General features: G+C 53.6%; 14 protein-coding genes and 1 tRNA gene. 12 read left to right on the forward strand and 3 right to left on the reverse strand.

What is annotated here, in order from left to right:
* Positions 1 to 146: 146 nt before the first annotated feature.
* The 3 genes from E9954_RS27315 to amrS are packed head-to-tail and all read left to right on the forward strand — an operon-like array spanning position 147 to position 2,309.
* Complete coding sequence (locus E9954_RS27315) at positions 147 to 995, forward strand: TIGR01777 family oxidoreductase (protein WP_136082471.1); 849 nt, start codon at positions 147 to 149, stop codon at positions 993 to 995.
* Positions 992 to 1,357, forward strand: coding sequence for a YajD family HNH nuclease (locus E9954_RS27320; protein WP_136082472.1), 366 nt, complete (start codon positions 992 to 994; stop codon positions 1,355 to 1,357). Before E9954_RS27315 ends, E9954_RS27320 begins: the two co-directional genes overlap by 4 nt.
* Positions 1,338 to 2,309: an AmmeMemoRadiSam system radical SAM enzyme gene (amrS, locus tag E9954_RS27325; RefSeq protein ID WP_136082473.1), complete on the forward strand. Its 972-nt coding sequence runs from the start codon at positions 1,338 to 1,340 to the stop codon at positions 2,307 to 2,309. The genes E9954_RS27320 and amrS overlap by 20 nt, the downstream gene beginning before the upstream one ends.
* 29 nt (positions 2,310 to 2,338) lie before the next feature.
* On the opposite strand, the gene E9954_RS27330 is transcribed toward amrS, so the two are convergent.
* Positions 2,339 to 2,578, reverse strand: a complete 240-nt coding sequence (locus tag E9954_RS27330; RefSeq protein ID WP_136082474.1) for a hypothetical protein — start codon at positions 2,576 to 2,578, stop codon at positions 2,339 to 2,341.
* A gap of 60 nt (positions 2,579 to 2,638) precedes the next feature.
* On the opposite strand from E9954_RS27330, the gene E9954_RS27335 reads away from it, so the two are divergent.
* Positions 2,639 to 2,713 (forward strand) — tRNA-Gln (locus E9954_RS27335).
* 84 nt (positions 2,714 to 2,797) lie between these two features.
* Here the strand turns inward: E9954_RS27335 and dnaN are convergent.
* Both dnaN and dnaA read right to left on the reverse strand, forming a co-directional pair.
* Positions 2,798 to 3,892: a DNA polymerase III subunit beta gene (gene dnaN / locus E9954_RS27340; RefSeq protein ID WP_136082475.1), complete on the reverse strand. Its 1,095-nt coding sequence runs from the start codon at positions 3,890 to 3,892 to the stop codon at positions 2,798 to 2,800.
* A gap of 345 nt (positions 3,893 to 4,237) precedes the next feature.
* A complete protein-coding gene (dnaA, locus tag E9954_RS27345; protein WP_136082476.1) occupies positions 4,238 to 5,617 on the reverse strand; it encodes a chromosomal replication initiator protein DnaA in 1,380 nt (459 codons plus the stop codon).
* 539 nt (positions 5,618 to 6,156) lie between these two features.
* Here dnaA and E9954_RS27350 point away from each other — a divergent pair.
* The 8 genes from E9954_RS27350 (at position 6,157) to gspG (ending at position 14,928) form a co-directional block, all read left to right on the forward strand.
* A complete protein-coding gene (locus E9954_RS27350; protein WP_136082477.1) occupies positions 6,157 to 6,825 on the forward strand; it encodes a hypothetical protein in 669 nt (222 codons plus the stop codon).
* A 139-nt stretch (positions 6,826 to 6,964) separates the two neighbouring features.
* Complete coding sequence (locus E9954_RS27355) at positions 6,965 to 8,071, forward strand: hypothetical protein (protein ID WP_136082478.1); 1,107 nt, start codon at positions 6,965 to 6,967, stop codon at positions 8,069 to 8,071.
* A gap of 207 nt (positions 8,072 to 8,278) precedes the next feature.
* Positions 8,279 to 8,713, forward strand: coding sequence for an HIT family protein (locus tag E9954_RS27360; protein WP_281281274.1), 435 nt, complete (start codon positions 8,279 to 8,281; stop codon positions 8,711 to 8,713).
* A 4-nt stretch (positions 8,714 to 8,717) separates the two neighbouring features.
* Positions 8,718 to 9,116, forward strand: coding sequence for a Minf_1886 family protein (locus tag E9954_RS27365; RefSeq protein WP_136082480.1), 399 nt, complete (start codon positions 8,718 to 8,720; stop codon positions 9,114 to 9,116).
* Between the two features lie 283 nt (positions 9,117 to 9,399).
* Complete coding sequence (gene gspD, locus E9954_RS27370) at positions 9,400 to 11,574, forward strand: type II secretion system secretin GspD (RefSeq protein ID WP_136082481.1); 2,175 nt, start codon at positions 9,400 to 9,402, stop codon at positions 11,572 to 11,574.
* Positions 11,574 to 13,256, forward strand: coding sequence for a GspE/PulE family protein (locus E9954_RS27375; protein WP_136082482.1), 1,683 nt, complete (start codon positions 11,574 to 11,576; stop codon positions 13,254 to 13,256). The genes gspD and E9954_RS27375 overlap by 1 nt, the downstream gene beginning before the upstream one ends.
* A 3-nt stretch (positions 13,257 to 13,259) precedes the next feature.
* A complete protein-coding gene (locus E9954_RS27380; protein ID WP_136082483.1) occupies positions 13,260 to 14,474 on the forward strand; it encodes a type II secretion system F family protein in 1,215 nt (404 codons plus the stop codon).
* Between the two features lie 16 nt (positions 14,475 to 14,490).
* Positions 14,491 to 14,928, forward strand: a complete 438-nt coding sequence (gene gspG / locus E9954_RS27385; RefSeq protein WP_168442637.1) for a type II secretion system major pseudopilin GspG — start codon at positions 14,491 to 14,493, stop codon at positions 14,926 to 14,928.
* Positions 14,929 to 14,935: the final 7 nt, after the last annotated feature.

Consider the following 14,935-nt stretch of genomic DNA (forward strand, 5'->3'; position numbering starts at 1 on the left):
ATAGCTTTTGGACAAAATAACGGATCACCTTTAAAACGAGCGTTCTATGAATGTAGATATATGCTGTAAGCGCTGTTCAAGTTGCGAGATCAGGCGTAAGTTGAGTATATTGATACGGGGAAACACTAATTAAGGAAGGACTGCCAATGAAAATTCTATTGTCTGGCTCGCATGGATTAATCGGAACCCAATTGATGCGCTCGCTGCACGAAAAAGGACATGAAGTTAAAGCGTTGGGAAGAGATTTTACAAAGGATATGGATTTCAACGATATAGACGCAGTAATCCATCTTGCGGGTGAGAGCATAGCCAAGGGACGGTGGACTACTGAAAAGAAGAAGCGCATTGAAGAGAGTAGGGTTGCTGGAACCACCTTACTCTCTCAACAAATAGCCGAAAGCCCACATAAACCTCGTGTTTTCATTACCGCATCGGCCATCGGATATTACGGCGAAAGAGGAAATGAAATACTCGATGAATGTAGTTCAGCTGGAACGGGATTTCTTGCAGAAGTATGCCGGAAATGGGAGGCGGTGAGTCTTCCTGCAAGGAAAGCCGGAATTAGAACCGTCAACATAAGAACGGGAATTGTCCTAAGCGAAAAGGGTGGAGCACTATCCAAAATGCTTCCTCCATTTAAAATTGGTGCGGGGGGAATTATTGGAAACGGTAAACAATTCATGAGTTGGATCAGCCTACATGATCTGGTTGAAGCGATAACCTTTCTAATTAACGACGATGAATCAGTAGGTGCCATTAATTTAGTTTCGCCCAAACCAATAACAAATCATGAATTCACGAAAACCTTGGGCCATGTACTTCATAGGCCAACCATAATGCCGTTGCCTGCATTTGCTGCAAAGATTATGTTCGGAGAAATGGCGGAAGCGCTATTGCTTTCCAGCACCAAAGTAATACCAAAAAAACTAATGGAGGCTGGTTTTAAGTACAAACATGAGGATTTGAGGGAAGCTTTAGAGGATATATTGAGATGAAACAAAATGATGCACTGGATAGAATCCATAAACAAATTTCGGAAAAAGAAAAGGGGTATCGCGCCAAGGCGCTAAAAATGTTTCCACATATCTGCGGCAGCTGTGCCCGCGAATTCGAAGGTCTGAAACTGAAAGAACTCACCGTCCACCACAAAGATCACAATCATCAAAACAATCCCCCTGATGGATCCAACTGGGAACTGCTTTGTGTATATTGCCACGACCATGAGCATGAAAAGCATAAGATGAAGGGTTTCGGCAATGGAACCGAAGAAGCTTTCAAGGGTGGGGGATTCAGTGCTTTTGAGGGGTTGGATGCCCTGTTTCCAACCAGTGGAAAGGATGAAGACAGCAAAGATTAGATGCGGGATCTGCCCAAAAGGGTGCGAACTCGAACATGGCGAAACCGGAGACTGTCAGGTTCGGACAAATATTGACGGATTAATTAGTAGTGTAACCTACAGTCGCCCCTGCTCAATGAACATCGACCCTGTTGAAAAAAAACCGCTATATCACTTTCTTCCAGGTTCACCGATTCTTTCCATTGGAACCGCCGGATGCAACCTCCATTGCAAGCAATGCCAGAACTGGCAGATTTCCCAATCCAATCCAACTTCGCCCAATACGACATCGCCCGGGGAAATCGTTAAGCTTGCGGTTCACAAAGTGTGTCCGTCGATAGCCTACACCTATGCAGAACCGCTCGTATCTTATGAATACACCCTGGATTGCTGTAAAGAGGCGGCCGACGCGGGAATTAAAAACGTACTGGTCACGGCTGCCTACATCAATCCCGACCCATTACGGAAGTTATGCGGATATATTGATGCTGCCAATGTTGACTTAAAGTCATTTTCGAATCGCTTCTACGAAGAGATTTGCGATGCCCGGTTAAAGCCGGTACTCAATGCACTGAAAATCATGCAAGATTCCGGCGTGTTCCTGGAAATCACCAATCTACTCATTCCAACCCTAAACGACTCTGAAGAGGAAACGAAACAGCTATGCGCTTGGATTGCCGAAAACCTAGGGATTGAAACCCCACTTCATTTTTCACGATTCTTTCCGCAAAACCAATTGCGTCACCTTCCTCCAACCCCGATGGAAACCATTATTCGTGCCAGGGAAATTGCCCTTGGAACTGGCCTGCAATTTGTATACGTCGGAAACATGCATGATGGGGAAGGGGAGTCCACCCGGTGTCCGGGCTGCGGCGTATGCCTTATTGAACGGTATGGTTACCGAATAGTAAAAAACGGGCTAGTGAATGGAGAATGCCCTGATTGCAAAACAGGCATACATGGAGTTTGGTGAACTCCCTTGCCTATTCACTCAATTAAAACTCATTTGACCGACTTAACGAATTCACCGAATTCATCGGGTGAAACATCATCCAGCGACATTCCACGCTTATCCAGTTCATCCTCTATTTTTCGGATAAGTTGCTGAATATACGCATGACTTTCATCGGATCCCATAAAAACATCATATTTTTCCCCTTTTGTGATCCGAACATGCCCATCCTCGGCATCGAACCCTACACCTAGCAGACGAATGATTTTCTTCTGGTTAGCCTTAGACATTTTTTTGATAAACCTGCTTGATCCAACAAGGGGAAATGGATACTTTCTGCCCTCATTCATTGCCGAATGGTGTAATTGGCAGCACAAGCGACTCTGACTCGCTTAGTCAAGGTTCGAGTCCTTGTTCGGCAACCATTTTCCCCAAACCACTGGATAAGTGGACTGCTGGTTAACTGGCAAGCTTCCCAACCACCATCCCACCATTCGGTTTTCCACGCGTTAACTCACGCGGATCGGCATGATCACGTAAAGGAACGGGACATTCGTCTTAATCACGCCGGGGCTGAGTTCGTCCGAGAGTTCCAGGAAGATTTCATCGCTATCAAGATGCTTCAGCGGCGCCATCAGGAAGGCCGGGTTAAATGCAATCGTGATATCCTTTCCAGAATATTTCACAGGAACCGCTTCACGCGATTCACCGATTTCCGGAGAGGAAGTCAAAAGTTCCATGCGGTTTTCAGTAATTTGAACCTTCACCGAGGCAGCCTGGTCATCAAGCATGAGCGAGACACGACGAACGGCGCTCAGCAGCATTTCGCGATCAATGGCAATCCGCTCTTCGCATTGGGAAGGAATAACCTGGCGATAATTCGGGTAGGTTCCGTCGATCAGCTTCGAAATAATAAAAATATTTCCGAATTCGAAGGCCACCTGCGTTGCGGAGGTCTTGATGATGGCTTCACCTTCATCGCCGAGTGTTTTGATTAACTCATTAACGGTCTTGGTGGGCACCACAATATCAACTTCTGCATCGTCTGGCATGTCGATTTCCTGCTCCACAAGAGCAAGGCGCCTACCATCCGTGCATACGGTTGTGAGCTTGTTGTCCCGGAATGCCATCAGGGAACCATTCAAAATCGCCCGGGATTCGTCCGTAGAGGCCGCGTAGGATGTTTTCTGAAGGATATCCTTCAGCGTGCCTTGAACGAGCGTATAGGAGAAACTCTCTTCGAATGTGGGCATAGGCGGAAAATCATCCCGGGAAAGCCCTTCGAGTTTGCATGTGTAGGAACCGGAGATGATCGTGGCCACATCTTCATTGCTCACGCCGATGTCAACCTGATGGCTGGGCAAGTCTCGGCAAATACTGAAGAACCGACGGGCCGGAAGGGTTGTTGCTCCATCCTCATCGATGTCAGCCTCGATACTGGTTCTAACACTGACCTCCATATCGGTTGTTGTGAGCGTCAGCTTCCCGTTGCCCGCTTCGAGCAGGACATTCGAAAGAATCGGTAGCGTGGTTCGTTGGCCAACGATCGACTGCACCTTTTGCAACGCTTCCAGAATTTGATCCTTCTCGATGCTGAACTTCATTAACAAGCCTCCTGTTATATAGATATACTCTATTTATAAATTCACTATTAGTATTAGTTGTGGATAACCGTTCAAAAACCTACCGATTTACCGTAACCCCGTCACCCGTAAAAGTTTGAAAAAATCAACAACCCTGTTAATAAGCTGGGCATAAAAACAGGTGTCTGTTCACAACCCCGAGTTGTTAATTCCATCATCAGAAACTCCACAGGTTATCAAGGATTCATTAACAGGCCGTAAGCGTAGGGGGAGTCCGCGCCCTCTGTCAAAATGAATACCTTTGCATAAGAAAAAAACCGTCCCAGTCGAGACGGTTCCCATTTGAAAATCAAATGCCATCCAACTCTACTGAACCGCTTTCACACAATTCTTGCTCACCTTATCCTTGAGAATAGAGATCGTTTGTTGCAATCCACGATCGGCCTTGGCCTTTTCAGAGACCTGTTCATGTGCATAAAGGATGGTTGCATGGTTACGGCTGAACTGCTCGCCAATCACAGGGAACGACTGCGTGGTCATGGTTCTGGAAAGATGCATGGCAATCTGCCGCGGCCAGGCAATATCCCTCGAGCGTCTCTTTCCGGTCAGGTCGGACTGGCGCAGGTCGAAGTGCTCGGCAACGGTGCGCTGGATAACATCGACGCTGATCGCGGCCTGGGATTCCTTATCGAGGAGATCGTGCAATAGTTCTTCCACCTTTTGAACGTCCACTTGCTGGTTGGTAAGCGACATGAATGTGGCGACGCGGATCAAAGCGCCTTCCAGACTGCGGATATTTGAAGAAACACGTTCCGCTAGGTAATCCAGCAAATCATGGCCGATGTTAAGGTTGAGTAGTTCGGCTTTCTTGCGAAGGATTGCCGTTCGGGTTTCCACATCGGGCTTGCCGAGTTCCGTAACCAACCCCCATTCGAAACGGGAAATGAGGCGGGGTGCCAATCCTGCCATTTCGCTTGGTGTGCGGTCGGAAGTCAGGACAATTTGCTTATGGCTTTCAAAAAGTGTGTTGAACGTGTGGAAGAATTCCTCCTGTATACGCGCTTTTCCATCGAGAAACTGGATGTCGTCGATCATCAGCATGTCGATTTTGCGGTATTTCTTCCTGAACGCTGCCACGTTATTGTTCTGAAGCGCATCGATGTATTCGTTCAGGAAGGTTTCGCATGTGGTGTAGCAAATCTTTGCCCGCGGTTTTTTGGTTGCGATATGGTTTCCGATCGCCTGCATCAGGTGGGTTTTTCCCAATCCGACACCGCCATAGATGAAAAGCGGGTTGTAGGTGCGCGAAGGCGAATTGGCCGCCGCCATGGCCGCAGCATGGGCAAACTGGTTCGCCGCTCCAACCACATAGGATTCAAATGTATAGTTGGGATTAAGGTTATGACTCGGTTTCTTGTTCCCAAAACCGAGCGTCGGAAGCGAAATCGGCGACGGAGCTTCCGGCTCCGGTTCCGGTTTAACGGAATCGAAACAACTGGAGTCCACTTCCAGCGAGATTTCCATCTCTTTCCCACTCACGACCATCACGGCTTTTCGGATCATGGGGAAATAGTTTTCCTCCAGCCAATCCTTGTAGAAATCGTTGGCAACCGCCAGACGCATGCGCTCGCCTTTGATTTCCATGCACTGGATCACAGCGATCCATCGGTCATAAATATCACCGGAGAGAATCCCTTTGAGCTGTTTGCAAGCCTCTTCCCAAATATTGCAGATATTCTTGTCCATGTTCCCTAAATTCTGTCCCCTTAACAGGTCTCCTGTACTTATTGACAAGTTATTAACAGCCAGTAAGTTCCCATTCCATAATGCGATGTTGAAAGGTAGTTAAAGCGGTTTGCATCCTCAAGGCATTAGAGATTCATTGAGGCATATTTTTTCAATACCACTAAATGTAGTTGCATACACAGGAACAGACACAAGATAGGCGTGTCCATGTTTAGGAAATGTTAAAACAAAAATGTACTGTTGGGGAATAGAACTGTTGTAACACAAGGAATTTGAGCAGGTTGTGCCCAAATGATTCAATTAACAGGACTCGTTTAGCGTTGAAGATTGGCCCCAAAGCCATGAATAGCCTGGTTGAAGTGGTAATCCTGCTGGGGTTCGCCATCGAAATTGGCGTCTCGACCGTGGATGCGGTGGACGGAATGTAGACGCGCCGGCGCAGGTTGGCGGCCCGTCTGAAAAAGATTGGGCTTTTGTAGGCAATAGCTGGCTGATACCTTTCGTTATACAGGCCGAACGACAAGTTCGGGAGATAACCTATGAAAAGCACACTATCAATTCTTGCCGCATGCGGTCTCGCCATCCCCGCGATGGCACAAACCAATGAATTTCGGAAAGAGCAGGGCGATCGCCAGCGCTCGGAATGGATGAGGGGCGAACAAGGAGGCCGTAAGGGTGAAGGTGAGTATGGCCATCTGGAGCGCTATCGTGAGATATCCCCCGAAGAAAAAGCCGAACGGCAGGAACGCCGGCTTCAGCTGATGGAAAAAACCCTTCAAGAAATTGGAATCAATGAAGAACAGAAAACCCGCATTCTTGAAGTTCAGAAAAAACTAAAAGAAGATTTGTCCGTAGCCCAGGTCAAAGCCGACCTGGTGCGCAAAAACCTTTCAGACCTTGAGAAAGCCGGCGCTTCCGAAGAAGAAATCTATGCCGCCATCGATGCCGTTTCGGACTCCCAGGCGGAGACGATGAAAATCCTGACCAGAAACCGGATGGCCATGGAGAGGATCCTTGGAAAGGAAAAATACAAGCAGTTCATGGATGCCGCCCGAAACCAGTATCGGAAACATGGTCGACGCGGTGGCGCCGGCATTCCGCCCCGTCCCGGCATTCCGCCCACACCCGGCGAAGGAAATCCAAATCAAGAGCCACCTCTGCCGGATACGGTGAAAGTTCCGCGAACTCCGCCACCACCTTCAATCTAGGGTAACCCCCGAAGGAACAATGAAGCCGCATTTCCATAGTGCGGCTTTTTTGTTAATGCCGATTTTATACCAATCCATGCGGTGAATATAAAAGACAGGTTACAGAACCTGTGTTTCCATTATATGTGGAGATATAGCTATGGGTAATAAGGGGAAACCGGGGTATTTCGGGAAACATGCAAAATCGAGCGCTGCGCTTGTCAGTTTGGCAATCCATGCGGTTTTGCTGGTCGTTGCACTGTCGTTCGTAGCCGTTCAGGTCATTGTGAAGGATGAGCAAACCTTCGAGGCGCAAAAAGTAAAACGGCCCAAAATGCAACTCAAGAAGCTCACTGTTCCCGTGAATGTAAAGAAGAAGAAGGTGCAGAAACCCAAACTCCGTAAAACCATTGTCGTCAAAAAAGAAATAAAGTCGATGGACATCAAAATGCCGGAAGTGTCCGGTGTTAAGGGGGGAATGGGGTATATGGATGGGGGCGGCGGGCTCGGTGGCTTGGGCTTCGGACTCGAAATCGACCTGTTCGGCGCCAATAAAGGCACTGGTAACGAATTCGAAGGCACCTTCTTCGACCTGAAGATGGACCCCGATGGAAAACCAGCCAAAATGGACGAAAACTACTACAAGGAAGTGCTGCGTAATTTCGATGGTTCCTGGAACATCAGCCGGTTCGAAAAAAAATATTTCAAGGCCCCAAAGAAAAAATTCGCGACCACCTTCATGTTGCCTAAGATGAAGGCCGAAGAAGCTCCCAAGGCGTATGCCGTGCAGGATGTCGTTCAGCCCAAACAATGGGTGGCCTACTATAAAGGGGTAATAGCCGCTCCCGAAACCGGGCGCTACCGGTTTTGGGGTATTGCCGACGATGTTCTTATGGTTCGCGTCAAGAATCGCTTGGTCATAGACGCCAACTGGCCGAGCATGGGCATCACCGGTTGGACGAGCAATGACGACCGCGATAAAAAATGGAAAATGTCCGGCCAAAATGTGCGAATAGGCGACTGGTTCCACCTGACCAAGGGCAAACCGACCGAAATGGAAGTATTGGTTGGTGAGCGTCCCGGCGGCTTTTTCTTTTGCCACCTGCTGATTGAGCAGGATGGAGTCGAATATCCAAAAGGGGAGGGGGGGCGCCCCTTGCTTCCCATCTTCAAAACGCAGGAAATCCCCGAAAAACTAATCCCGCAAATGAAGATAGAACCCGGAACCTGCACCACGGACGGTCCCACCTTCGGCGTTTTGAAGTAGAATCCGTTTTTTCTGCAAAAGCGGTTCTGTTTTGCTACATTCACTGCATGGCGGAAAAACCCCCCAGTCCATTGCAGGCCAGTTTCTGGCTAACGAATGAAGAACAGCGCTATATCCTGATTATATGCGCCTTGTTCATTACAGGACTCGCTGCCCGCTATTTATACTTGAAAAACCAAAAGCCCGAGGTATACACACCCGCCGGAATTGAAGAATTGGAGCCGAACCATGAGTGATTGCATTTTCTGCAAAATCGTTGAAAAGGAAATCCCATCCACCATCGTCTTTGAGGACGCGGATGTGCTCGCGTTCATGGATATTGGCCCCATTGTAAAAGGACATGCCCTTGTGATTCCCAAGCAACACCATGATCCGGTAACCGAAACGCCGGATGAGGTTTTGGCCAAGCTTTTTCTCACGGCTAAGAAAATCGCGAAGGCACAAATGAACGCATTCGGTGCACAAGGGGTCAATATCATGCAAAACAACGGAAGGGCGGCTGGACAGGAAGTTGAACATATCCACGTGCACGTCATACCGCGTTTCGAAGAGGACGGGCACCACTGGAACTGGAATCCAAAAAGATACGATGATTTCGATGAAATGGCCAAATTGGCCGATCAATTGCGGGAACAACTTTAGAACCATGAACAATCCAAGCCTAGACGATTTACTCGCCCCGATCCTCCTGAAGGACGACCGCTACCAGGCCCAGGCCTATGTGTTTGTGCGCGAAGGGCTCGACCACACCGTGCGCAAACTCGAAAAGCCCCGCCACGTAAGCGGCGGTGAACTGCTCGAGGGCATGCGCGAATACGCCCTCCAGGAATACGGTCCCGTAACCAAGCGGGTGCTTTCCGAGTGGGGAATCAATGAATGCGTCGACTTTGGCCATATCGTCTTCAACCTGGTGAACGAAGGGTTGCTGGGGAAGACAGAAGAGGACTCCATCGAGGATTTCATGGAGGGCTACGATTTCCACGAAGCGTTCATCCAGCCCTTCCGCCCCAAAAAGCCATCGGCATGCCCGGTTTCCGCCGATTAGGCGTTCATGCCGCCCAACCCGGCGGCATGTTGTCTGAAAAGTATTCCTTCAATACCTCGGTTTCCGTCTTCGGCTACTGAAAGGCCAGGGGGGATCAAAGATCCCTCTTCAGGTCCATGTAACCTGCCGGATTCCCTGCTTCAGGCATGCCCCTTTCATCTCCCTCCTGGCTCGTAGGCGCATTATTGTGGCCCGACCTGTCTGAAATCCCTTTCAGCAAAGCGTCACATGGGCGTATATCCTATGATTTTATAATAAAGACCAACACATACGAGGTAGGGGAATGAACACACCCGGCAAGCCGGTCAGCTGGCTTTTGATTGCATCCATGTTTTCGCTCAACCTCCCGGGCGCGGTGGCCCAGGAGGAGACAAACCAAACCCAGGCGGTTTCAGCTGAAAACGTTCCACCGGGAACGGCCATCACCAGCAGGCGCGATTCCTCCACCTCCATCCCCCCCGTCCAAACCGGCGTCACGCGCGATGCCTCCAAATCCGAGGTGGCCATCAATTGGGAAAACGTCACCCTCAAGGACTGCATCGAGGTGCTTTCCCGCGATCTCGGCATGGAATTCATCATTTCCCCCTCCGTCAACGTCACCCAGGAGGTCAGCATCCGCGCCGGCGATGTCACCTCGTGGAACCGCGAAAACAAGCTCGAACTCTTCGATGCCATTCTCGACACCGCCGGCGTCCAGCGCATCCAGCGCGGCCGCGTCTGGGTGTTCGCCCCGTCCGATATCCGCCCGGTCATCACCGGAAGTGCCGGATCCGACCTGGCCGACGGCCAGCCCGTCATCGGCGTCATACAGCTCAAAAGCATCAGCGGCGCGCAGGCGCAGCAATTCCTTGGAACCATTGGCGGCAAGCCCCAGCGCGTATTCGCCATGGGCGGCACGCAGACCATCATCGTGATCGGAACCAAGGCGTTCCTGCGCCAGGTCGAGGAACTCATCGCCATGGTGGATGTTCCGCCGTCGGTCATGTCGCACTATGTGTTGAAGAACGCCGATGCCGAAGACGTGGCGACTGAACTGGGCAATGTGTTCTACCGCCAGATCGGCAGCAACGGCCAGCCCATCCGCTTTTTCGCCGTGGCCCGCCGCAACGCCGTCGTCGCGCAGAACATTGCATCCGGTATCGAGCAGGAAGTGGAGAAATGGGTGAAGTTCCTCGATGAAACCGACAACCTCAACGAGCGCGTCACCAAGGTCTACCGCATGCAGGTCATTGAAGCCGATGTCATTGGAAAAACCCTCTCCAACCTCTATTCCGACCTGTACAAACAATCCCAGCTGCGCGAACGCGAGCGCGGAAAAACCGCCACCAAGATTGCCAAGGCCGGTGCCGGCGCAAACGGCGGGGGCAAGTCTGCGGCGCCCAGCGCGGATTCCAAAGGTTCCCCGAAAAACCAGGCCGCCAAGCCGGCCGCCCCCTCCCCGAACCAAACCTCCGGAGGCGGGAATGGCGGAATGGATGGAATCGCATCCTCGATGGATGAAGAAGTCATCATCCATTCCGACAAGGATACCAACACCCTCATCATCAACGCACCCGCCGAAATGCACCGCGAAATCGAGAAAACCATCAAGGAACTCGATAAATCCCGCCGCCAGGTCCTCATCGAAACCGCCATGGTCGAGGTGGTGCTCGACGACGGCATGGACTTCGGCGTCGAATGGGCCGTGCAGGGCGGGGGCAACCCGGCGCACGCCGGCGCCCAGATGAGCGGTCTCGAGCTCGGCGCGCTCGCCGCCGGAACCACCCCGCTGACCGAGGCCGCCAACGGCTTCACCTATTTCGTCAAATCGAACGACGAAAAGTGGGCGCTCATCCAGGCCGCCAAGGACGAAGACCGCCTGCAGGTGCTCTCCTCCCCGACCGTACTCACGCGCGATGGCATGGAAGCCGAGGTTTCCTTTGGCTCCGAAGTGCCCATCCAGCAGAGCAGCGTCACCGACGCGGGCAAGGAAAACTTTTCATACGACTACCGCGACGCCAAGATCACCCTCACCGTAACCCCGCACATCGACGACGACCAAATGGTTACCCTCAACCTGGAGCAAACCGTACGCCGCGTCGTCGAAAACACCATTTCCACCGATAACGACGCCCCCGTCTTCCGCACCCGCGAAATCCGCTCCAACCTCCAGGTCGACGATGGCCAGACCATCATCCTCGGCGGCTTGATCGAACGCGGCGACCGCGAAGAACGCGTCGGCATTCCATTCCTGATGGATATCCCCTTCATCGGTTTTCTCTTCGGCCGCACCTCGGTCACGAAGGAGGGCACCGAAATCCTGATGATCATGACCCCCTATGTCGTTGATTCGCGCGATGAAACCGACCTGCTCACGCGCGACTTCCGCCGCAAGGTGCTCGGCGGCCTGAACAAAACCAGCGCCGACATCCGAACACTCTACGATCTTCAGGAAGAAGCGCCCGAGGAGGCGAACTGATGGCCTACCGTCCCATAGGCGATATCCTCGTCGCGAACGGGTGCGTCAACCGCGATGCCGTCGAGGCCGCCCTGCGCAAGCAGAACGAGGGTGGGGGACTGCCCAAGCTTGGCCGGATCCTCGTGGAGGACGGGGCCATCCAGCCCGCCGAACTCCTCAAGGCGCTCTCCGAGCAATACGATCTGCCCGCCAGTCCCCACGAAAAACCGGCCGACCACCTTTTCCTCGACGAAAACCTGCCGTTTCCGTTCATGATCGAGCACCGCGTGCTCTTCCAAATGGTCGAAGAGGCCATCTCCGCCATCACCGACGACCCCTCCGACTGGTCGTCCATCGAGGCCGCGCGCCTGCACCACGGCGAGGCGCTTCCAGTCCACCTGGTGACCGAGGCGCAGATGGACGAAGCCTTGGGCAAGGTGCAGGCCTTTGCCGAAAACAACCTGAAGTCGATGATGGCCGAGGCCGAGGTTTTCCAGGCCGGCGAGTGGGGCGACGAGGAGGAGCACCTGCGCGACCTCGCGCTCGAGGCGCCCGTCGTTCGCATGGTCAACCTCATCATCACCCAGGCCGTTGAAAAACGTGCGTCCGACATCCACGTCGAGATCGGCGAATACAACCTGCGCGTCCGCTACCGCGTCGACGGTGTCCTCCACGCCGCCGAGATGATCGACCGCAAACACCACGCCGCCGTCATTTCGCGTATGAAGCTGCTCGCCAAGCTCGATATTGCCGAGCGCCGCATCCCGCAGGATGGCCGCATCAAGATGCAGGTCCACGGGCACGATCTCGACATGCGCGTTGCCACCACGCCAACGATCTACGGCGAAAACGTCGTCATCCGCCTGCTCAACCAGCAACACGTCGAGCTCAATTTCGGCAGCCTCGGAATGCCCGCGCATGAGGAAGGCCTCTTCTCCAAAATGGTCGAGCAGCCGCAGGGCTTCATCCTCGTCACCGGCCCGACCGGTAGCGGCAAGACCACCACGCTGCACACGGCGCTCACGCACCTGAATTCCGACAAGGTCAAGATCATCACCATCGAGGATCCCGTCGAAATCCGCCTGCAGGGCATCAACCAGATCCAGATGAACCCCAAGATCGGCATGACCTTCGCCAACGGCCTCCGCTCCATCGTCCGCCAGGACCCGGACATCGTGATGGTCGGCGAAATCCGCGATGCCGAGACGGCCGACATCGCCATCCAGGCCTCGCTCACCGGCCATATGGTGCTCTCCACCCTGCATACCAACGATGCCGCCGGCAGCGTGGCCCGCTTGGCCGACATGGGGGTCGAGTCGTACCTCATCGCCTCCGCCCTCACCGGCGCGCTCGCCCAGCGGCTCTGCCGCCGCGTCTGCCCCAAGTGCGCCGAAGCCACCGTGGTGTCGCGCTCGCACCTCTCCGATTTTCCCGAAGCGGTCGAGCCCGAATACACGCTCTACCACGGCAAAGGCTGCGAGCATTGCGACGGCACCGGCTTTTACGGCCGCATGGGACTCTACGAACTCATGGGCACCAACGATGAAATGCGCGAGCTGATCCAAAAGTCGCCCGAATCCGGCCCCATCCGCGCCATGGCCCGCCAGCACGGCACCCGCCTCCTCCGCGAGAGCGGCTGGGAGGCCATCATCGCCGGCACAAGCACCGTGGAAGAGATCCGCCGCGTCACGCAGTGGAGTTAGGCAATGATCAAGTTTTCCTACAAAGCCATGACGCCAACGGGCGAAGCGCGCAACGGGGTGATCGAAGCGCCGACTCCTGCGCGTGCCGCACTGATGCTCCAGCAAAATGGCCTGGTGGTTCTGAACATTTCAAATTCCGCTTCCGCGGAAAGCTCCGTCTCGGTTTCGAAATCGCTCGGAGGCCGGATCTCGGCGCAGCAGCTGATGGAGTTTTCATCCGAAACCTCGGCCTTGCTCGATGCCAAGATTCCGCTCGAAGAGGCGCTAAAGACGCAGGCCGACCTCTGCACCCACCCCAAATTCAAGGAAATCCTCACCGAGGTTTGGAAGGATGTCAACGGGGGCGCCTCCTTCGCCGATGCGTTGGCCCGGCATCCGAAAGTGTTCGAGCGCTTTTATTCCAACATGGTGCGCGGCGGCGAGGCCTCGGGCTCGCTGGAGCTGATCATGCAGCGCATCGCCGCCCTGATGGAGCGGCGCCAGGCGCTACGCGCCAAGGTGACCAGCGCGATGATCTATCCCTCGCTCCTGCTCATCATGGGCATTGCCGTGGTCGCCGGCCTCATGCTGTTCCTCATCCCCAAGCTCACCGAAATGTTTGCCGAAAGCGGCCAGCTGCTTCCGGCCTCCACCCGCGCGGTCATCGCCATGAGCGAATTCAACCGCAACTATTGGTGGCTCACGCCCATGCTGGTGTTGGGCGGATTCGGTGCATTCAAGTTTTCCACCCGCACGGAGGAAGGCAAAACCAAGTGGGGGCTCAAGGTGCTGAAGATCCCGATGATGGGCCGCTTGATCGCCGAGGCCGAAACCAGCCGCTTCTGCCGCATGCTCAGCGCGCTGCTCGATGGGCAGGTTCCGATCCTCCAGGCCATTTCCATCACCGGAGGAACGCTTTCCAACGCCGCGCTGCGCAGCCTCATGGGCAAAGTCTACGAAACCGTGCAGGCCGGCAAGCCGATGGGGCCGCTGCTCCAGCAGCATCCCGAATTCCCGCAGCTCGCCTCGCGCATGGTCACCATGGGGGAGGATTCCGGCGAGCTCGGCACCATGCTCAACAAGGTGGCCGACCGCTATGAGGACAAGGTGTCCGCCACCACCGACCGTTTTGTGAGTGTGCTCGAACCGATCATGATCGTCGTCATGGGGATCTTTGTTGCCTTCATCGTCATCGGCATGATGCAGGGCATGATGGCCATGAGTACGAGCGGAAGATAGTGAAATGGAGAAAAACATGAATGAGAAAAAGAAACAGAAGAAAGCCGGCTTTACGTTGGTCGAACTACTCGTAGTGATCGTGATCCTGATGGTGATCGGCACCATTTCGATGCAGACCTTCCGCAAGGAGCCCGACAAGGCGCGGGTGCAGGCGGCGCGCACCTCGTTCAGCCAGCTCGAAACCGCCCTCGAGCGCTACAAGCTCGACATGGGCACCTATCCCACCGAAGAGGCCGGGCTGAATGCGCTCGTCTCCGCGCCGGAAGAGAACGACGGCTCCTGGGGCGGCCCCTACATGCGCAAAGCCAAGGATATCAGCGACCCGTGGGGCAACGACTATCTCCTCAAGGTTCCCGCCTCCGACGGCACCGACTATGAAATCATCTGCCTCGGCGCCGACGGCGCGGAAGGCGGAGAAGGTTTCATGGCGGATCTCTCGTCGATCGACGAATAAGGAATAT

Origin of the sequence: Pontiella desulfatans (genome assembly GCF_900890425.1) — a bacterium.
Classification (GTDB): domain Bacteria; phylum Verrucomicrobiota; class Kiritimatiellia; order Kiritimatiellales; family Pontiellaceae; genus Pontiella; species Pontiella desulfatans.

Coding starts and splice junctions, on each gene's coding strand:
- E9954_RS27315 (WP_136082471.1), top strand. CDS start 147: ATGAAAATTCTATTGTCTGGCTCGCATGGATTAATCGGAACCCAATTG.
- E9954_RS27320 (WP_136082472.1), top strand. CDS start 992: ATGAAACAAAATGATGCACTGGATAGAATCCATAAACAAATTTCGGAA.
- amrS (WP_136082473.1), top strand. CDS start 1,338: ATGAAGACAGCAAAGATTAGATGCGGGATCTGCCCAAAAGGGTGCGAA.
- E9954_RS27330 (WP_136082474.1), bottom strand. CDS start 2,578: ATGTCTAAGGCTAACCAGAAGAAAATCATTCGTCTGCTAGGTGTAGGG.
- dnaN (WP_136082475.1), bottom strand. CDS start 3,892: ATGAAGTTCAGCATCGAGAAGGATCAAATTCTGGAAGCGTTGCAAAAG.
- dnaA (WP_136082476.1), bottom strand. CDS start 5,617: ATGGACAAGAATATCTGCAATATTTGGGAAGAGGCTTGCAAACAGCTC.
- E9954_RS27350 (WP_136082477.1), top strand. CDS start 6,157: ATGAAAAGCACACTATCAATTCTTGCCGCATGCGGTCTCGCCATCCCC.
- E9954_RS27355 (WP_136082478.1), top strand. CDS start 6,965: ATGGGTAATAAGGGGAAACCGGGGTATTTCGGGAAACATGCAAAATCG.
- E9954_RS27365 (WP_136082480.1), top strand. CDS start 8,718: ATGAACAATCCAAGCCTAGACGATTTACTCGCCCCGATCCTCCTGAAG.
- gspD (WP_136082481.1), top strand. CDS start 9,400: ATGAACACACCCGGCAAGCCGGTCAGCTGGCTTTTGATTGCATCCATG.
- E9954_RS27375 (WP_136082482.1), top strand. CDS start 11,574: ATGGCCTACCGTCCCATAGGCGATATCCTCGTCGCGAACGGGTGCGTC.
- E9954_RS27380 (WP_136082483.1), top strand. CDS start 13,260: ATGATCAAGTTTTCCTACAAAGCCATGACGCCAACGGGCGAAGCGCGC.
- gspG (WP_168442637.1), top strand. CDS start 14,491: ATGAATGAGAAAAAGAAACAGAAGAAAGCCGGCTTTACGTTGGTCGAA.